Origin of the sequence: Pseudomonas putida (genome assembly GCF_005080685.1) — a bacterium.
Classification (GTDB): Bacteria; Pseudomonadota; Gammaproteobacteria; order Pseudomonadales; family Pseudomonadaceae; genus Aquipseudomonas; species Aquipseudomonas putida_V.
Genome location: NZ_CP039371.1, coordinates 2,826,560 through 2,845,223, shown reverse-complemented (window position 1 = coordinate 2,845,223; position 18,664 = coordinate 2,826,560). Strand labels below are relative to the sequence as shown.

The 18,664-nt window shown below is 63.8% G+C and carries 13 protein-coding genes; 3 read left to right on the top strand and 10 right to left on the bottom strand.

The window, feature by feature from the left end; genetic code table 11:
- Positions 1-273: 273 nt before the first annotated feature.
- The 10 genes from E6B08_RS13090 to E6B08_RS13050 form a co-directional block, all read right to left on the bottom strand.
- The gene (locus E6B08_RS13090) at positions 274-1,764 is read right to left on the bottom strand and encodes an efflux transporter outer membrane subunit (RefSeq protein WP_136914397.1); all 1,491 of its coding nucleotides are present in this window, start codon (positions 1,762-1,764) and stop codon (positions 274-276) included.
- Complete coding sequence (locus tag E6B08_RS13085; protein ID WP_136914396.1) at positions 1,761-4,868, bottom strand: efflux RND transporter permease subunit; 3,108 nt, start codon at positions 4,866-4,868, stop codon at positions 1,761-1,763. The genes E6B08_RS13090 and E6B08_RS13085 overlap by 4 nt, the downstream gene beginning before the upstream one ends.
- Positions 4,865-7,963, bottom strand: coding sequence for an MdtB/MuxB family multidrug efflux RND transporter permease subunit (locus E6B08_RS13080; RefSeq protein WP_136914395.1), 3,099 nt, complete (start codon positions 7,961-7,963; stop codon positions 4,865-4,867). The genes E6B08_RS13085 and E6B08_RS13080 overlap by 4 nt, the downstream gene beginning before the upstream one ends.
- On the bottom strand, positions 7,960-9,222 hold the full coding sequence (locus tag E6B08_RS13075; RefSeq protein ID WP_136914394.1) for an MdtA/MuxA family multidrug efflux RND transporter periplasmic adaptor subunit: 1,263 nt from the start codon (positions 9,220-9,222) through the stop codon (positions 7,960-7,962). Before E6B08_RS13075 ends, E6B08_RS13080 begins: the two co-directional genes overlap by 4 nt.
- 227 nt (positions 9,223-9,449) lie before the next feature.
- Positions 9,450-9,950 (bottom strand): thiol peroxidase, encoded by a 501-nt coding sequence (gene tpx, locus E6B08_RS13070; RefSeq protein ID WP_136914393.1) that lies wholly within the window; start codon positions 9,948-9,950, stop codon positions 9,450-9,452.
- A gap of 116 nt (positions 9,951-10,066) precedes the next feature.
- Complete coding sequence (locus E6B08_RS13065; protein WP_238349375.1) at positions 10,067-10,336, bottom strand: hypothetical protein; 270 nt, start codon at positions 10,334-10,336, stop codon at positions 10,067-10,069.
- Positions 10,240-10,461 carry a twin-arginine translocation signal domain-containing protein gene (locus tag E6B08_RS31145; RefSeq protein WP_238349356.1) on the bottom strand — a complete coding sequence of 74 codons (222 nt, stop codon included), beginning with the start codon at positions 10,459-10,461 and terminating at the stop codon, positions 10,240-10,242. The genes E6B08_RS13065 and E6B08_RS31145 overlap by 97 nt, the downstream gene beginning before the upstream one ends.
- A gap of 157 nt (positions 10,462-10,618) precedes the next feature.
- The gene (locus tag E6B08_RS13060) at positions 10,619-11,908 is read right to left on the bottom strand and encodes a serine/threonine transporter (RefSeq protein ID WP_136914392.1); all 1,290 of its coding nucleotides are present in this window, start codon (positions 11,906-11,908) and stop codon (positions 10,619-10,621) included.
- A 238-nt stretch (positions 11,909-12,146) separates the two neighbouring features.
- Positions 12,147-13,343, bottom strand: coding sequence for an aromatic amino acid transaminase (locus tag E6B08_RS13055; protein WP_136914391.1), 1,197 nt, complete (start codon positions 13,341-13,343; stop codon positions 12,147-12,149).
- 266 nt (positions 13,344-13,609) lie between these two features.
- On the bottom strand, positions 13,610-14,635 hold the full coding sequence (locus E6B08_RS13050; RefSeq protein ID WP_136914390.1) for an Ldh family oxidoreductase: 1,026 nt from the start codon (positions 14,633-14,635) through the stop codon (positions 13,610-13,612).
- 377 nt (positions 14,636-15,012) lie between these two features.
- On the opposite strand from E6B08_RS13050, the gene E6B08_RS13045 reads away from it, so the two are divergent.
- The 3 genes from E6B08_RS13045 (at position 15,013) to E6B08_RS13030 (ending at position 18,629) form a co-directional block, all read left to right on the top strand.
- Positions 15,013-15,822, top strand: coding sequence for a gamma-glutamyl-gamma-aminobutyrate hydrolase family protein (locus tag E6B08_RS13045; RefSeq protein ID WP_136914389.1), 810 nt, complete (start codon positions 15,013-15,015; stop codon positions 15,820-15,822).
- Between the two features lie 431 nt (positions 15,823-16,253).
- On the top strand, positions 16,254-17,165 hold the full coding sequence (kdgD, locus tag E6B08_RS13035) for a 5-dehydro-4-deoxyglucarate dehydratase (RefSeq protein ID WP_136914388.1): 912 nt from the start codon (positions 16,254-16,256) through the stop codon (positions 17,163-17,165).
- Positions 17,166-17,267: 102 nt separating this feature from the next.
- The gene (locus tag E6B08_RS13030) at positions 17,268-18,629 is read left to right on the top strand and encodes an MFS transporter (RefSeq protein ID WP_136914387.1); all 1,362 of its coding nucleotides are present in this window, start codon (positions 17,268-17,270) and stop codon (positions 18,627-18,629) included.
- The last annotated feature ends 35 nt before the right edge of the window (positions 18,630-18,664 follow it).

Genomic DNA, 18,664 nt, shown 5'->3' with positions numbered 1-18,664 from the left:
TCCAGCGGCAGGCGCAGAAAGCGCCCGGACAAAACTGCAGATTGTACTCAAGCGCTGGCGAAACGCCATGGGGTTTTCGCGAATGGGAATGGGTCCGGCTGACGCCCGCATGTACTGTGATCGCGGCGCAGGCGGCGCAGTGGTGTATGGCACCGGCTTTGCCGTGTTCGCGGGCAAGCCCGCTCCTACAGGTAGCGCATAGTATTTGACGACCGCGCACCCTGTGGGAGCGGGCTTGCCCCGCGAACACCGGCGTAGCCGGTGCCATCGAGCTCAGTCCTTGGCTTCAGCGAACGCCTGTTCGGCCTCCCAGCCACCGCCCAGGGCGGCGATCAACTGGACGCTGGCCACCAACCGCCCTTCCAGCAACGACAGCACGCTGCGTTCGTTGCTCAAGGCGGTGGTCTGTACGTTGACCACATCCAGGTAACCGATCAGCCCGGCCTTGTACTGGTTGTCGGTCAGTCGCAGCGACTCGCGGGCAGCCTCCAGGGCCTCCTGGCGCACCACCGCCTCGTCGGCATACACCTTCAACTGCACCAGGTAGTTTTCCACTTCCTTGAAACCATCGAGCACCGTCTGCCGATACTGCGCCACGGTCTGGTCATAGGCAGCCACTGTGCGGTCCACTTCGGCGCTGCGCTTGCCGGCATCGAACAGGGTCAGCGCCAGCTGCGGCCCTACCGACCAGTAGCGGTTCGGCAACTCGATCCAGTTGCTGAAGCTGCTGCTCGAGTAGCCCCCGCTCATGCTCAACGACAAGTCGGGGAAATAAGCCGCCCGCGACACGCCGATCTGCGAGTTGGCCGCCATCACATTGCGTTCGGCAGCAGCGATGTCGGGACGGCGCTCAAGCAGTTGCGACGGCAACGCCAGAGGTATCTCCGGCAAGGCCGGGATCGACTTGCTGTCGGCCAGGGCGAAATTGGCGGGCACCTTGCCCAACAACACCGCGATGGCGTTCTCGAACTGGGCGCGCTGCCACACCAGGTCGATCAGGTCGGCCTGGGTGCTCTTGAGCTGCGTGCGCGCCTGGGCCACCGCATCCGGGCCGGACACCCCGGCGCGATACTGGTTCTCGGTCAGGCGCAGCGACCGCTCGTAGGTGGCAACGGTGGCCTCCAGCAGGCGCTTCTGCTCATCGATGACCCGCAATTGCAGGTAGTTCTGCACGAGCTCCGACTGCTGGCTCAAGCGAATGGAGGCCAGGTCGGCGAGGCTGGCCTCGGCGCTGGCCTGGTCGGCATTGAGCGTTTCGCGCAACTTGCCCCACAGGTCGATTTCCCAGCTGACGCCGAGCTGCGCATTGTAGGTATTGCGGATACCGCTGCTGTTGTTCGACAGGCTCGAGCTGGAGCTGCCGGTGCCTTGCGCGGAGCGGTTCTTGCTGGTGGTCAGGTCCAAGGTGGGGAACAGCGACGCACGGCTGCTGCGCACCAACGCCTGGGCCTGGCGATACTGGGCCTCCGATTGCGCAACGGTCTGGTTGCTGCGGTTGAGCTCCTCGACAAGCGCGTTCAGGCTCGGATCGCCATAGACCTCCCACCAGGCGCCACGGGCCATGGCATCGGATGGGCTGGCCTGGGTCCAGCCCTCGGCCTGCTTGAACTGCGCGGGCGTGTCCATGTCCGGACGATGGTAGTCCGGGCTCAGGGTACAGGCGCTGAGCATGGCCACGCACAGCCCGGCGCCGATCAGGCGCGAGCCGCGCCCACGGGTCAACGACTGCAGGGCACGGTGTAGGGGAGCTTGGGCAAAGGTCATAGCGGGGTTTCCAGGGCGGCATCGGTGCGCACACCGCGCCAATGGTTGAAACGGTGACGCAGGCGGTCGAGGTACAGGTACACCACCGGCGTCGTATACAGGGTCAGGACCTGGCTGAAGACCAGGCCGCCAATGATGGTCAGGCCCAGCGGCTGGCGCATCTCCGCCCCCTCGGCGCGGCTGAGCAGCAGCGGCAAGGCGCCCAGGATGGCTGCCAGGGTGGTCATCAGGATCGGTCGCAGGCGCAGCAGGCAAGCCCGGCGAATCGACTCTTCGGGCGTGAGCCCCTGGTGACGCTCCAGTTGCAACGCCAGATCGATCATCAGGATGGCGTTTTTCTTCACCACGCCGATCAGCAGGAACAATCCCAGCAGCGAGATCAGGCTGAATTCGCCGCCGGTCAGGTACAGCGCCAGCAATGCCCCGACGCCCGCCGAAGGCAGGGTCGAAAGGATCGTCAGCGGGTGGATGTAGCTCTCGTAGAGAATGCCCAGCACCAGGTACACCAGCACCAGTGCGCCCAGGATCATGAACGGCTGGCCCTGCTGGGTCTTGGCGAACGCATCCGCCGTACCGCCCAGGCGGGCGATCACCGACTCAGGCAGCCCCATCTTGGCAACCGCACGCTCCAGCGCGGCCATGGCCTGGTCGGTGCTGTAGCCCTCGGCGACGTCGAAGTTGATGTCCTGGGAGGCGAACTGGTTCTCGTGGCTGACCCGGTCGTCGGCCAGGCTGTTCTCGTAGCGGGCGATGGTCGACAGCGGCACCCGAGCACCCTCGCTGGTGATCACCTGTACCTGTTCCAGGGTGCTGGGGTCCCAGGCGTACTTGGGGTTGATCTCCAGTACCACTTGATACTGGTTGAGGCTGTCATAGATGGTCGAGATCTGCCGTTGGCTGTAGGCGTTGTTGAGCACCGTGGTGATCATGTCCATGTCGATGCCCAGGCGCTTTGCCTGGTCGCGGTCGACCACCAGGGTCACCTGCTGGGTCCCGCCGCCATCGCGGGCATCGACCGAGGTCAACTCGGGCAGCGTTCGGACCACGGCCGTCACCTTCGGGAACCATTCGCGCAAGGCGCTCAGGTCATCGCTCTGCAGCGTATACACATACTGCGAGGAACTCTGGTCGCGACCACCGCCGCCCAACTGCAGGTCCTGGTCGGCCATCAGGAACAAGCGCCCGCCCGGTACCTTGGGCAGGTCCCGGCGCAAGCGGTCGATGACCTTCTGCGCGGAGATCTTGCGTTCGGCAATCGGCTTCAGGCGCACCAGCACCATGGCATTGTTGGTGCCGCTGTTGCCACCGATGAAGCCAGCCACGCTCTGCACCGCAGGGTCGGCCAGCAAGGCGCGTCGGTAGATTTCCATCTTCGGTTGCATCACGGTGAACGACAGGCCGTCATCGCCACGGATGAACCCCATCAGTTGCCCGGTATCCTGCTGCGGCATCAACGTCTTGGGAATCACCACGTACAACGCGACGTTGACGCCGATGGTCACGAGTAGGCTGCACAAGGTCAGACGCTTGTGCCGCAACGCCCAGCCCAGGCTGCGATCGTAGGCGTGGACCAGGCGCTGGTGCTGCCTTTCGCTCCACTGTTGCAGGCGATTGTGTTGAGCCTTCTGCGGCTTGAGCCAGCGTGCGCAGAGCATCGGCGTCAATGTCAGCGACACCACCAGGGAGACGATGATCGCCGCCGCCAGGGTAATTGAGAACTCCTGGAACAGATTGCGCACGATCCCGCCCATGAACAGGATCGAAACGAACACCGCCACCAGCGAGACGTTCATCGACAGCAGGGTGAAGCCAACTTCCTTGGCTCCAAGGAACGCCGCCCGCATCGGCGGCTGGCCGTCCTCGATGTGCCGCGAGATGTTCTCGAGCACCACGATGGCATCGTCCACCACCAGGCCGGTGGCCAGGATCAACGCCATCAGCGACAGGTTGTTGAGCGAGAAGCCGCACAGGTACATGACCGCGAAGGTACCGACCAGCGACACTGGCACCGCGAGGCTTGGGATCAGCGAGGCGCGCAGGCTGCCGAGGAACAGGTAGACCACCAGGATCACCAGCACCACGGCGATCAACAGGGTGTGCTCGGCCTCCTTGAGGGTGGCCTTGATCACCGGCGAGCGATCCATGGCCACGTCCAGCTTGACGCTGGCTGGCAGCAGCGACTGCAACGCTGGCAACTGCGCCTTGATCTGGTCGACGGTTTCGATGATGTTGGCGCCGGTCTGCCGGTTGATCACCAGCAACACCGCGCTCTGGTCGTTGAAGAAGCCGCTGTTGTAGCGGTTTTCGACGCCATCGGTAATGGTGGCCACGTCGGACAGGCGCAGGATGGTGCCGTTCTCCTGGCGGATCACCACCGGCTCGTAGTCCTTGGCCTTTTCCAACTGGTCGTTGGCACGTACCTGCCAGTTGCGCTCGCCATCCTCGACGAAGCCCATCGGCCGGCGCTGGTTGGCATTGGCCACCGCGGTGCGCACGTCATCGAGGGCAAGCCCGTACTGGTTGAGCAACTGTGGCTCCACCGCCACGCGTACCGCCGGCAACGAGCTGCCGCCGATCTGCACTTCCCCTACCCCGGTCACCTGGGCCAGGCTCTGCGACAGGATGGTATCGGCCAGGTCGTACAACTGGCCCTTCTGCAGCACGTCGGAGGTCAGCGACAGCACCATGATCGGCGCCTGCGAGGGGTCGATCTTCTTGTACGTGGGCATGCTGCGCATGCCGCTGGGCAGCAGGTTGCGCGTGGCGTTGATCGCCGCTTGCACTTCGCGGGCGGCGCCGTCGACGTCGCGGCCCATCTCGAAGCCGATGATGACCCGGGTCGAGCCTTGGCTCGAGTTGCTGGTCAGCGTGGTGACCCCGGCGATAGTGCCGAGCTTGCGCTCCAGCGGCGTGGCCACGGTAGCGGCCATGACCTCGGGGCTGGCGCCGGACAGGTTGGCTTGCACCACGATCACCGGGAAGTCCATCTTCGGCAATGGCGCCACCGGCAGCAGCCCGAAGCTCACCCCACCCAGCAACATGATCGCCAGGCTCAGCAGCATGGTCGCCACTGGCCGCCGAATGAATGGCCCGGACAGGTTCATGCCTGGGCCTGCTGGCTATCGGTGGCCGGGCGCCAGCGGCGGGCAAGGCGGTCGAAGTACAGGTAGATGACCGGGGTGGTGAACAGCGTCAGCACCTGGCTGACCAACAGGCCGCCGACCATCACCAGGCCCAGCGGCTGGCGCAGCTCGGCGCCGGAACCGGTGGCGAGCATCAGCGGCACGGCACCGAACAGCGCTGCCAGGGTGGTCATCAGGATCGGACGGAAGCGCAACAGCGCCGCCTGGTAGATGGCATCGGCCGGCGCCATGCCCTGGTTACGTTCGGCCTCGAGGGCGAAGTCGATCATCATGATCGCGTTCTTCTTGACGATGCCGATCAGCAGAATGATGCCGATGATGGCGATCATACCCAGGTCGTTGCCGCTGATGATCAGCGCCAGCAAGGCACCGACCGCCGCCGACGGCAGGGTCGAGAGGATGGTCACCGGGTGGATGTAGCTCTCGTAGAGCACGCCCAGCACGATGTACATGGTCACCACCGCTGCCAGGATCAGCAGCAAGGTGCTCGACAACGACGCCTGGAACGCCTCCGCCGCGCCCTGGAAGCGGGTCTGCACGCCGATCGGCATGCCGATCTCCTGCTGAACCTGCTCGATCACCTTCACCGCCTCGCCGAGCGAGGCGCCATGGGCCAGGTTGAACGACAGGGTGATGGCCGGGAACTGGCCGATGTGCGAGATGGCCAGTTGCGCCTGGCGCTGCTCGATGCGCGCCAATGCCGAGAGGCGAACCTGGCCGCCGTCGCTGGCCTTGACGTGGATCGATTCCAGCGCCTGTGGGCCGATGCTCCCGGCATCCTGCGACTGCAAGACCACGCGGTACTGGCTGGCCTGGGTATAGATGGTGGAGATCTGCCGTTGGCCGAAGGCGTCGTACAAGGCGTTGGTGATCTGCGAGACGTCGATGCCCAGGCGGCTGGCCATGTCGCGGTCGATCACCAGGTACACCTGCAACCCCTTGTCCTGCAGGTCGCTGGCCACATCCTGCAGCTCAGGGCGCTCCTGCAGGGCGTCGACCAGCTTGCCGCTCCACAATGACAGCAGGTCGGCGTCGGGCGAGGACAGGCTGAACTGGTACTGGGTACGGCTGACCCGGTCCTCGATGCTGAGGTCCTGGACCGGCTGCATGAACAGGCGGATGCCGACCAGCTTGTCGACCTGCGGTTGCAGGCGGGAGATCACTTCACTGGCCGTGACGTCACGGTCGCCATGGGGCTTGAGGTTGATCAGCAGGCGACCGCTGTTGAGCGTGGCGTTGTCGCCGTCGACACCGATGTAGGACGACAGGCTCTGCACAGCAGGATCCTGCAGGATCAGCTTGCTCAGTTCCTGCTGGCGTTCACTCATGGCATTGAACGAGATCGACTGCGGCGCCTCGGAGATACCCTGGATAACCCCGGTGTCCTGCACCGGGAAGAAGCCCTTGGGCACCACCGTGTACAGGAATACCGTGAGTACCAGGCTGGCCACCGCCACCAGCAGGGTCAGCGGCTGGTGCTTGAGGACCCACTGCAAGCCACGCCCGTAGTGTTCGATCAGCCAGTCGATCCACGCACCGCTGGCACGGTAGAAGCGCCCCTGCTCCTCCTCCTTGGGTTCACGCTTGAGCAGCCGTGCGCACATCATCGGCGTCAGCGTCAGCGAAACCACCAGGGAAATCAGGATGGCCACCGCCAGGGTGATGGCGAACTCGCGGAACAACCGGCCGACCACGTCGGCCATGAACAGCAGCGGGATCAGCACCGCGATCAGCGAGAAGGTCAGCGATATCAGGGTGAAACCGATCTGCCGGGCGCCCTTGAGCGCCGCCTGCATCGGCGTCTCGCCTTCCTCGATGTGCCGGGAGATGTTCTCCAGCATGACGATCGCGTCGTCCACCACGAAACCGGTGGCGATGGTCAACGCCATCAGGGTCAGGTTGTTGATCGAGAAGCCCGCCAGGTACATCACCCCGAAGGTGCCGATCAGCGACAGCGGCACGGCAATCGAGGGAATGATGGTGGCACTGACGCGGCGCAGGAACACGAATGTCACCATCACCACCAGGACGATGGCGATCAGCAGTTCGTGCTGCACGTCTTTCACTGCGGCGCGGATGGTCTGGGTGCGGTCGGTGAGCACCGAGACGTCCAGGCCTGCCGGCAGGTTGTCGGTGATCGACGGCAGCATCTGCTTGATACGGTCGACCACTTCGATGACGTTCGCCCCCGGCTGGCGCTGGATGTTCAGCAGCACCGCCTGGTTCTGGTTGGCCCAGGCCGCAAGCCGCTCGTTCTCGGCGCCATCGACGATTTCGGCAACGTCCTTCAGGCGCAGCGGCGCGCCGTTGTTGTAGCTGAGGATGAGGTTGGCGTATTCCTCGGGCGAGCGCAGCTGGTCGTTGGCATCGAGCATCGACACCCGCGTCGGGCCGTCGAAGTTACCCTTGGGCTGGTTGACGTTGGAGGCGCCGATCAGTGTGCGCACGTCGTCCAGGTTGAGGCCGTTGGCGGCCAGGGCATCGACGTTGACCTTGATCCGCACCGCCTGGCGCTGGCCACCGGCAATGCTGACCATGCCCACGCCGCTGATCTGCGCGAGCTTTTGCGCCACGCGGGTGTCGACCAGGTCGTTGAGTTTGGGCAGCGGCATGGTCTTGGAAGAGATCGCCAGAGTCAGCACCGGCGTATCGGCCGGGTTGACCTTGTTGTACACCGGCGGCGCCGGCAGGTCGCTGGGCAGCAGGTTGCTGGCGGCATTGATGGCCGCCTGCACCTGTTGCTCGGCGACGTCCATGTTCATGTCGAGGTTGAAGCGCAGGGTCAGCACCGAGGCGCCGCCGGAGCTGGTCGAAGCCATCTGGGTCAGCCCGGGCATCTGCCCGAACTGACGCTCCAGTGGTGCTGTGACCGCGCTGGTCATCACCTGGGGGCTGGCACCGGGATACAGAGTCATGACCCGGATGGTCGGATAGTCGACCTGGGGCAACGCGGAAACCGGCAGTAGCTTGTAGGCGATCAGGCCGGCCAGGACGATGGCCAGCATGCTCAGCGTGGTGGCGACCGGCCGCAGGATGAACAGGCGCGAGAGGTTCATGCGCCCGCCTTGCCCGGCTCATCGACCTTGCCCTTGGCCTCGCCGCCCTGCAGCTGCGAGCCGGGGGTGGTCGGCACCTGCGAGCTGTCCTGCACGACTTCGACCTGGGTGCCTTCACGCAGCCGGTCGGTGCCTTCGAGCACCAGGCGGTCGCCAGCGGCCAGGCCTTCGAGGATCACGCTGCGCTCGCCATCGCTGGCCCCCACCTTGAGTTTGTGGATGCTGACCTTGTTGTCGGCATTGACCACATAGGCGAAGGAGCCGTCATTGCCGAACTGAACGGCAGCAGAAGGCGCCAGCACCACCTGCTTGAGGGTATCGGCCAGCAGCCGCACGTTGACGAACTGGTTGGGGAACAGCGACAGGTCCTTGTTCTCGAAGCGGCCCTTGAACTTCAAGGTGCCGGTGGTGGTGTCGATCTGGTTGTCGATGCTGCCCAGCACGCCGCTGGCCTGCAGCTTGCTGTCACTGCGGTCCCAGGCTTCGACTGGCAGGCTGGCGCCGCTGCGATAGCGATCGAGCACGGTGCTCAGCTCGGTTTCCGGCAGGGTGAAGGCGACGCTGATCGGCTCGGTCTGGGTGATGACCACCAGCGCGGTGGTGTCGTTGGCCGCCACCAGGTTGCCCAGGTCGAGTTGGCGCAGGCCAACCCGGCCGCTGATCGGCGCACGGATCTGGGTGAAATCGAGGTTCAGGCGGGCGTCGCTGACCTGCGCCTGATTGGTCTTGACCAAACCCTGGAATTGCGCCACCTGCGCCTCCGCGGTATCCAAAGTCTGCTTGGCGATGCTGTCTTCGGCATACAGGCCGCGGTAGCGGGCGACATCGACCTGGGCATTCTTCAACTGCGCCTGGTTCTGCGCCAGGGTGCCCTCGGCTTGCTGCAGCGCAATACGATAGGGACGCGGGTCGATCTCGGCGAGCAGGTCGCCGGCCTTGACCTGCTGGCCTTCCTTGAAGTGAATCTTCACCAACTCGCCGGCCACGCGGCTACGAACATTGACCGTATTGACCGCAGTGACAGTGCCCAAGGCTTTGTAGTACAGCGGAAAGTCGCCGACGGTGGCGGGCTCGACGCGCACCGGCACAGGATCGGTGGAGGCACCGAAGCCTGGACGCCCGTTACCACCTGTTCGTCCTTTCGCTTCCTTATGAGGCATGGACGCGGGCCACAGCCACCATGCCAGCAGGGCCACCAGCAGCAGAATCAGCAGGCCCACGAGCCAGCGACGGGGAGAACGGGAGACGGAAGCTTGCATGGGTTGAACGAGCCTTGTTCGGAAAAGCGACTTGGGGAGGGTGAACGATAAGCATTGGTATCGTTTTAGCAAAGCGCCTTTACAGGGCATTTACCTTAAGCTGACGATGCCAAGATCCTGAACTTTAAATGAAAACGGCCCGGAGGGGTTCCGGGCCGTTACAGGGTGTTGCTTTGAGGGGCGCGCGGCCAAAGAGTTCCTCGCCTCGCCCTCCCCCAAGGCAGTCCTTACTTCAGGACTGCCAGTGCCGCATCGTAGTTCGGCTCTTCGGCGATTTCGCCGACCAGTTCGCTGTGCAGGACCTTGTCGTTTTCGTCCAGCACCACCACAGCGCGGGCGGCCAGGCCGGCCAGCGGGCCGTCGGCGATGGCGACGCCGTAGTTTTCGAGGAACTCACGGCCACGCAGGGTCGACAGGTTCTTGACGTTGTCCAGGCCTTCGGCACCGCAGAAGCGCGCCTGGGCAAACGGCAGGTCGGCGGAGATGCACAGCACGACGGTATTGGCCACGTCGTTGGCCTGGGCATTGAACTTACGCACGGAGGTAGCGCAGGTCGGGGTGTCGACGCTCGGGAAGATGTTCAACACCTTGCGCTTGCCGGCGTAGTCTTTCAGCGACTTGTCGGCCAGCCCCTCGCCTACCAGGGAGAAGGCTGGAGCCTGGGCGCCGGCCTGTGGCAGGTTGCCTTTTACCTGAACCGGGTTGCCTTTGAGAGTCACTTGAGCCATGACGGAAATCCTTATGCGGGGTTTGAAAAGGACAATGAGTTAACCATGAAGGCAGCCGGGTGCCTATGGGACCCAGCGAAATTGTTGGACGTTTTTTTCGACGCAGCGGCCTTTGCTCAAGCCAGGTCCAGCGCGTGGGTCAGGTCGCCCAACAACACCTGGCCGCGTGCCGCCATGGCCTGGTCGCGCTGGGCGTAGGCATCCCTCGCCCACTGTGCCAGCGGGCTCTGCAAACCCGGGCAATCGGCGAACAGGTTGTTGAAGCTGCGATTATCGGCATAGAGCACCCCTACGGTGCGAACTTTCTCGCGCAGCGCCTTGTCCAGCGCGGCCCCGTCGGTTGGGCTCGCGGGGCAGCGTCCGAGGGGCGATCGGTGCGGCCACAAGCTGCCAGGCCGGCACCTGCGCCGAGCTCCGCCAGGCCACCGAGGAAGCCGCGGCGCGAGGTGCCTGGCGCGGGTCTTTGATCGTCCTCGTTCGCTGCTGCGTCGTGCTCGGGTGCGTCGTGCATTGCCTGATCCATGAGTTGTGACATTTTGTGTCGGCGCAGGCTAGCGAGGCTTCATGACGGTTTCGTGTCGACAGGCAAACGAGCAACTTGCCCCGCCGTGCATGAAAAAGCCCGGAGAGCGGTATGCCATCCGGGCCTGGGTGTCACGCGCAGTTAATCAGCCGAGCAGGCTGTAAACCAAGCTGTACACCACCGAGGTCAGCGCCACCAGCCCGATCACCACGACGAACACGTTCGACAGCGCACCACTGTATTTGCGCATCGAAGGTACACGGCGAATGGCATACATCGGCATCAGGAACAGCAGCACGGCGAGGATCGGGCCGCCCAGCGACTCGATCATGCCAAGGATGCTCGGGTTGAGGGTGGCGACGATCCAGCACACCACCAGCATCAGCGCGGCGACCAGGCGATCCAGCGCCTTTGCCGACGGGCGCGCGCCGGTCTTGACAATGATGCCCTTGAGGCCTTCGCTGGCACCGATGTAGTGCCCCAGGAAGGACTTGGCGATAGCCACGAAGGCGATCAGCGGCGCGGCGAAGGCAATGGCCGGGTTGCTGAAATGGTTGGCCAGGTACGACAGGATCGACAAGTTCTGCGCCTTGGCCTCGGCCAGCTGGGCGCTGCTCAGGGTGAGCACGCAGCTGAACACGAAGAACAGCACCATGGCCACCATCAGCAGGTGGGCACGTGCCAGGATCTGGCCGCTGCGCTCGTCGGCGTGTTCGCCGTATCGGCGCTTCTGGTCCACCGCGAAAGCCGAGATGATCGGCGAATGGTTGAACGAGAACACCATGACCGGGATCGCCAGCCAAATGGTGTGCAGGAAGGCCGAGCCCGAGGGCACCTGGCCGACGCTGTCGAGGATGCCGCCAGTCCAGTGCGGCACCAGGTACAGCCCGAGCAACCCGAGAGCGACGATGAACGGGTAGACCAACAGGCTCATGACCTTGACCGTGGCCTGCTCGCCGCAGCGTACGATGGCCAGCAGGCCAAGGATCAGCACGAACGACAGCAGCGCGCGTGGCGGCGGCACCATGTGCAACTGGTGCTCGATGAAGCTGCTGACGGTATTGGTCAGCGCCACGCTATAGATGAGCAGGATCGGGAAAATGGCGAAGAAGTAGAGGACGGTGATCAGCGCACCGGCCTTGATGCCGAAATGCTCCTCGACCACCTCGGTGATGTCGCCGCCGGCGCGGCCGGACAGCACGAACCGGGTCAGGGCGCGGTGGGCATAATAGGTCATCGGGAATGCCAGGGCGGCAAGTATCAGCAACGGCCAGAAACCGCCAAGGCCGGCGTTGATCGGCAGGAACAGCGTCCCTGCACCGATGGCGGTGCCGAACAGGCCGAGCATCCACGTGGTGTCATGACGCGACCAGCTGCCGAGGGCGGCGGGGGTCGATTCGAAGCGTTGTTCGACGCTTGGGGCCTGCTCATTCATTCCGGGTGCAACTCCACTCGCAAGACTGCAACAGGCTGAGAATGGCGAAACAGATGCTTCGCGCACCTCAACCGAAAAAGGGGGCGCGATTGTGCACTGAATGAGGGCAATTGCGAAGCCCCGTCCGAGGGACGGTTGCACTTGTCATGACAATGAAGGTTGCACCAGACCTTGCAGGCCCGGCGTCGATACGCCGCACCTGCAAGGCGGAAGGGCCGCAAAGCAGCCCCCTGGCTGATTACTTCTGTACGGCCGCGAAGGCTTCGGCTACCTGTTGCAGGTTGGCCGGACGCAGGCCGGACATGCACACGCGGCCGCTGTCGATCAGGTACACACCGAACTCGTCACGCAGGCGACGGACCTGTTCGACGCTGAAGCCGGTGTAGCTGAACATGCCGCGCTGGCGCAGGAAGAACTGGAAGTCCTGGCCAGGCAGCAGTTGCCCCAGCGCATCGACCAGCGCCTGGCGCATGTCGAGGATGCGCTTGCGCATGACGTCGACTTCCGCCGCCCACTGTGCATTCAGGGTGGCGTCGCCGAGCACGCCTGCCACCAGCTGGGCACCGAAGTTGGGCGGGCTGGAGTAGTTGCGGCGTACGGTTGCCTTGAGCTGGCCGAGCAGGCTCTGCATGGTGGCCTCGTCGTCGCAGACCACCGACAAGCCCCCTACCCGCTCGCCGTACAGCGAAAAGATCTTCGAGAACGAGTTGCTGACCAGGCATGGCACGCCGGCACGGGCCATTTCGCGGATGGCGAAGGCATCCTCCACCAGACCCTCACCGAAGCCCTGGTAGGCGATATCGAGGAAGGGAATCAGCTGGCGCGCCTTGACCACTTCGACCACTTGCTGCCACTGGCCCTGGGACAGATCGGCGCCGGTGGGGTTATGGCAGCAGGGGTGCAGCAGCACGACGCTATTGGCCGGCAAGGTGTGCAAGGTCGCGAGCATGCCGTCGAAATCGACGCCACGGCTGGCCTGATCGAAGTACGGGTAGGTGTGCACCTTGAACCCGGCGCCTTCGAAGATGGCGCGGTGGTTGTCCCAGGTCGGATCGCTGACCCAGACTTCCGACTGCGGGAAGTAGCGCTTGAGGAAGTCGGCACCGACCTTGAGCGCACCCGAGCCACCCACGGTCTGCACGGTTGCCACGCGGCCGGCGGTCACTGCCGGGTGATCGGCACCAAACAACAGGGCCTGAATCGCCTGGCGATAGCTGGCCAAGCCTTCCATCGGCAGGTACAGCGAGGCTTCGTGAGCCTGGCCAGCCAGGCGCTTCTCGACCGCATCCACCGATGCCAGCTGCGGCACCACGCCGGCCTCATCGTAGTACAGACCGATACTCAGGTTGACCTTGTTGGCGCGTGGATCGGCCTTGAAGGTTTCCATCAACGAGAGAATCGGGTCGCCGGCATAGGCATCGACATGTTTGAACACAGCGTGCAGCTCCTTGGATCAGGACAGTTCGGAAAGGCAGCCCTGAGCATACCCGCTGTTGCGGTGGAGGAACATCACTTGCGTGCAAGGGTGTCTATGCAAGCGTGCATGACTAGGCTCTGTACGAAAAGCCTTGATACTCGGTGATGCTGCGTTGAAAACAGCCTCGGAATGCTCATTTACAACCCGTAAACTCCGCTTCCTCGGCTGTTTTCGCCTTGCCTGACCTTCGTCTCAAGACTTTTCATACAGAGCCTAGGGCCGGCTCAGCCCGCCAACTCCTTGAGCCCCTGCAACTCAAGCTCGCTCAACGCCACCCCTTCGCGCGCGGCAACCTCGCGCTCACGGTAACGACGCTCGCCCGGCATGCGCGACAACCCCACCGCCTGCATCTGATCCACCAGTTCACGGCTGCGTAACGCGAAGCGCTCGCCCTCGGCCTTGCTCGGGTCGATCACGATGATCAACTGCCCGGTCCAGGGCGTCTTCGCCCCAGGGTGCCCCGACCAATCGAACTCCCAGGAAAAGTGCCCGCCGGTGAGCGCCGCAGCCAGCAACTCGACCATCATCGACAGCGCCGACCCCTTGTGCCCGCCAAACGGCAGCAAAGCACCGCCATCGAGTATCGCTGCCGGGTCGGTGGTCGGCTGCCCCGCCGCATCCACGCCCATGCCTTCGGGCAGTTGCTGGCCAGCCCGGGCGGCAATCTGCACATCGCCGTGGGCCATGGCGCTGGTGGCCATGTCGAACACGATCGGGGCATGCCCGGCGCAGGGTGCGGCGAAGGCGATCGGGTTGGTCCCGAACAGCGGCTTGCGCGCGCCATGGGGCACCACGCAGGTCATGCTGTTGACCACGCTCAGGGCCACCAGCCCCTCGTCGGCGAACGGCTCGACGTCTGGCCAGAGGGCGGCGAAATGGTGGGAGTTATGAATCGCCAACACGGCGATGCCGGCGCTGCGGGCCTTGTCCACCAGCATTGCCCGGGCCGCAGCCAGGGCCGGCTGGGCAAAACCGCCCTGGGCATCGGCGCGTACGTAGGCCGGTGCCACATCGCTCACCTGTGGCGTGGCGCGGCCATCGACCCAGCCACTCGACAGCGTCGAGACATAGCCCGGGATACGAAACACTCCATGGCTGTGGGCGCCATCGCGTTGCGCGCTGGCGCAGTTGTGCGCAAGCACACTGGCGACCGACTCGCTGCAGCCATGCTGTTGGAAGATCGCCTGCAACAGCCCCGACAACTCGGCAAACGGCATGCGGACTACGGGGCTGGAGGAAGGTGAGGACATCGGCGGCTCCTTTCTTGGAATGATGGTTGGGCTGCGACATTCAGTTATGCCCACTTCGGTTGGGGCAGGCAAGTCGACTGGCACCCACCTTCTTTGCATCGCTGCAATGATCCGACTGCATCGTTAAATATAATTGACCTATACCTTCGGCAAACCCTTGTCGCCACAGGCTCGCAGCTTCTTCACCCCCCGAAAACAGGGGTGAAACCCGGGTTTGGCCGCCTGAGAGTCGTTTGACATATCGAACGGCTCTGGCAAGCTATCGATAAGCCCCGACCGGATCCCTCTCCGGCAGTGCTCGGGGCTTCAGGTAGCACAATGGCCCAAGCCGTGCACCTGCACGACAACGGCAGGCAGGACCTGCCCCAAGGTGACATATGTCCAACAGCAACATTGGCAACAAGCAACCTTCCCTGCGCAAACCCGTCGTTCTGATGACCATGGGCAGCCAAGAGCGCAAAGGCCATGACTACCAGGTCATGACCCACAAATACATCACCCCGCTGGTCGACTTCGCCGATTGCATCCCCGTGCTGGTGCCGACCTGCTGTGGCACCGAGGCACTCGAGGCCTACCTGGACATGGCCGACGGCGTGTACCTGACCGGCGCCGGGAGCAACATCGACCCTGCCCTGTACGGCCAGGAAAACCAGACCCCCGGCAAAGCCCAGGACAAGGACCGCGACCTGTTCGACATCCCGCTGGTCAAGGCGGCGATCAAGCGCGGCCTGCCGATCTTCGGCATTTGCCGTGGCATGCAGGAAATCAACGTGGCACTGGGTGGTGACATCTACCAGAAGGTCTACGCCGAGCCTGGTTTCAACGACCACCGGGAAAACCCGGAGGACCCGGTCGATGTGCAGTACGCCCAAGTCCATGGCGTGAAGATCAAGCCTGGCAGCTGGCTGCGTGACGCTTTGGGCAGCGACGAGATTCGCGTCAACTCGCTGCACGGTCAGGGCCTGCACAAGCTGGGCGCCGGTATCGAGCCAATCGCCCACGCCGAAGATGGCTTGGTCGAGGCGATTCACGCCCCGAGCATTTCGCCGTTCCTGTTCGCCGTGCAATGGCACCCGGAATGGCAGGCTGCGAAGAACCCTGACTCGATCAAGATCTTCCAGGCCTTCGGCGACGCCTGCCGCGCCCAGGTGCGCAAAGCCCAGGTCAAGCGCCAACAGGCCGCCTGAGCCTAAGCTTCGTTAGCTTTGATCGCGGGGCGGCGCAAGGCCGCCCCCGCTTCCCCGGTCACCCTCTGCTGGTCCCAGAACATCTCCCGTGGAAGCGGGCGGCGGGTTCGTGCCTGTCTCCGCGATCGTTTTTTCTTATCCTCCTCTAGATATACGACGACTGATCGTGGGTTGATCCGATTCACCGGGATTTCCTGTGACCTGATTGTCGTCTGCGCCGGCCCTTTCGCGGGCAAGCCCGCTCCCACAGGGGCGGCGGTGATCTTGTAGGAGCGGGCTTGCCCGCGAAAGGGCCGGCACAGACATACCCCCCACTCCTTTCATCCCCCAACAAAAAATCTGCGCAAGGGGACTAGTCATCGCACAAGTTGTACGATAACTTACCTCTCACCTTAGCTCTCACCCCAAAGCGCCACAGGATGCCTATAACAATGAATCCACAAGAACTGAAATCCATCCTCTCCCACGGCCTGCTGTCGTTCCCGGTTACCGACTTCAATGCCCAGGGCGACTTCCACCAGACTGGCTACATCAAGCGCCTGGAATGGCTGGCCCCATACGGCGCCAGCGCTCTGTTCGCAGCCGGTGGCACCGGTGAGTTCTTCTCCCTCGCCGCCAGCGAGTACAGCCAGGTGATCAAGACCGCGGTCGACACCTGCGCCAAGTCGGTACCCATCCTGGCCGGCGTCGGCGGCTCCACCCGCCAGGCCATCGAATACGCCCAGGAAGCCGAGCGCCTGGGCGCCAAGGGCCTGCTGCTGCTGCCGCACTACCTGACCGAAGCCAGCCAGGACGGCGTTGCCGCCCACGTCGAAGCCGTGTGCAAATCGGTGAACATCGGCGTTGTGGTGTACAACCGCAACGTCTGCCGCCTCAACGCCGACCTGCTGGAAAAACTCGCCGAGCGCTGCCCGAACCTGATCGGCTACAAAGACGGCCTGGGCGACATCGAACTGATGGTGTCGATCCGTCGCCGCATGGGCGATCGTTTCAGCTACCTGGGTGGTCTGCCCACCGCCGAGGTGTATGCTGCTGCCTACAAGGCCCTCGGTGTGCCGGTCTACTCCTCGGCCGTATTCAACTTCGTGCCTAAGACCGCGATGGACTTCTACAACGCCATCGCCCGTGACGACCACGCCACCGTGGCCAAGCTGATCGACGATTTCTTCCTGCCGTACCTGGACATCCGTAACCGCAAGGCCGGCTATGCCGTGAGCATCGTCAAGGCTGGCGCCAAGATCGCCGGTTACGACGCAGGCCCGGTGCGTACTCCACTGACCGACCTGACTGGCGAAGAATACGAAATGCTCGCAGCGCTGATGGACAAGATGGGCCCGCAATAAGCGCCCAAGCGGCCTGCCATTGCCGCGACCGGAGTGGGCTGCCCCCACTCCGGCTACAACTCGTGAGCCCGCACAAAAATAACTAGTGGGAGTATTACCAGCATGCAAGCGACGAAAAAGACGCATGTGCGCTACCTGATCCTGTTCATGCTGTTCCTGGTGACCACGATCAACTATGCAGACCGAGCCACCATCGCCATCGCCGGCTCCAGCCTGCAGAAAGACCTCGGCATCGATGCCGTGACCCTGGGTTACATCTTCTCCGCCTTCGGCTGGGCCTATGTCGCCGGCCAGATCCCTGGCGGCTGGCTGCTCGACCGTTTCGGTTCCAAGAACGTCTACGCCTTCAGTATCTTCACCTGGTCGTTGTTCACCCTGCTGCAGGGCTTCGTCGGCGGTCTGCCGGTAGCCTGGGCGGTGGTGACCCTGTTCACCCTGCGCTTTCTGGTCGGTTTCGCCGAAGCCCCGTCGTTCCCGGGCAATGCCCGAATCGTCGCGGCCTGGTTCCCTACCCAGGAACGCGGCACGGCCTCGGCGATCTTCAACTCGGCGCAATACTTCGCCACCGCGCTGTTCGCCCCGATCATGGGTTGGATCGTGTTCAGCTTCGGCTGGGAGCACGTTTTCGTGGTCATGGGCGCGCTGGGCATCGTGTTCTCGATGGTCTGGCTCAAGACCATCTACAACCCGCGCCAGCATCCGCGCATCAGCCAGGCCGAACTCGAACACATCGAGCAGAACGGTGGCCTGGTCGACATGGACCAGAAGCGCGGCAACGACGGTCCGAAGTGGGGCTACATCAAGCAACTGCTGACCAGCCGCATGCTCCTGGGCGTGTACCTGGGCCAGTACTGCATCAACGCCATCACCTACTTCTTCCTGACCTGGTTCCCGGTGTACCTGGTGCAGGAGCGCGGCATGACCATCCTCAAGGCAGGCTTCATCGCCTCGCTGCCGGCGGTGTGCGGCTTCATCGGTGGCGTGTTGGGCGGCGTGATCTCGGACTGGTTGCTGCGCCGTGGAAATTCGCTGACTTTCTCGCGCAAGCTGCCGATCGTCTGCGGCCTGCTGCTGTCGACCACCATGGTCTTCTGCAATTACGTCGATGCTGAATGGATGGTGGTCGGCTTCATGACCCTGGCCTTCTTCGGCAAAGGCATCGGCGCGCTGGGCTGGGCGGTAGTGGCAGACACCTCGCCCAAGCAGATCGCCGGGCTGTCCGGTGGCCTGTTCAACACCTTCGGCAACATCGCCTCGATCACCACGCCGATCGTCATCGGCTACATCATCAGCGCCACCGGTTCGTTCAAGTGGGCCCTGGTGTATGTGGGTGCCAACGCCCTGGTGGCGGTATTCAGCTATCTGGTGATCGTCGGCCCGATCAAGCGTATCGAGCTGCGCGACGACCCAAAGCCTGAGGCCGAGGCCGCCGGCAACGGTAAACTGGCCACCTCGCAACAATGAGTGAACACGCCCACCCCCGGCCCTGCCGGGGGTGG

Bases quoted from the DNA above. Each gene is read 5' to 3' on its own strand.
- E6B08_RS13090 (WP_136914397.1), bottom strand. From the start codon at position 1,764: ATGACCTTTGCCCAAGCTCCCCTACACCGTGCCCTGCAGTCGTTGACC.
- E6B08_RS13085 (WP_136914396.1), bottom strand. From the start codon at position 4,868: ATGAACCTGTCCGGGCCATTCATTCGGCGGCCAGTGGCGACCATGCTG.
- E6B08_RS13080 (WP_136914395.1), bottom strand. From the start codon at position 7,963: ATGAACCTCTCGCGCCTGTTCATCCTGCGGCCGGTCGCCACCACGCTG.
- E6B08_RS13075 (WP_136914394.1), bottom strand. From the start codon at position 9,222: ATGCAAGCTTCCGTCTCCCGTTCTCCCCGTCGCTGGCTCGTGGGCCTG.
- tpx (WP_136914393.1), bottom strand. From the start codon at position 9,950: ATGGCTCAAGTGACTCTCAAAGGCAACCCGGTTCAGGTAAAAGGCAAC.
- E6B08_RS31145 (WP_238349356.1), bottom strand. From the start codon at position 10,461: ATGCACGACGCACCCGAGCACGACGCAGCAGCGAACGAGGACGATCAA.
- E6B08_RS13060 (WP_136914392.1), bottom strand. From the start codon at position 11,908: ATGAATGAGCAGGCCCCAAGCGTCGAACAACGCTTCGAATCGACCCCC.
- E6B08_RS13050 (WP_136914390.1), bottom strand. From the start codon at position 14,635: ATGTCCTCACCTTCCTCCAGCCCCGTAGTCCGCATGCCGTTTGCCGAG.
- E6B08_RS13045 (WP_136914389.1), top strand. From the start codon at position 15,013: ATGTCCAACAGCAACATTGGCAACAAGCAACCTTCCCTGCGCAAACCC.
- kdgD (WP_136914388.1), top strand. From the start codon at position 16,254: ATGAATCCACAAGAACTGAAATCCATCCTCTCCCACGGCCTGCTGTCG.
- E6B08_RS13030 (WP_136914387.1), top strand. From the start codon at position 17,268: ATGCAAGCGACGAAAAAGACGCATGTGCGCTACCTGATCCTGTTCATG.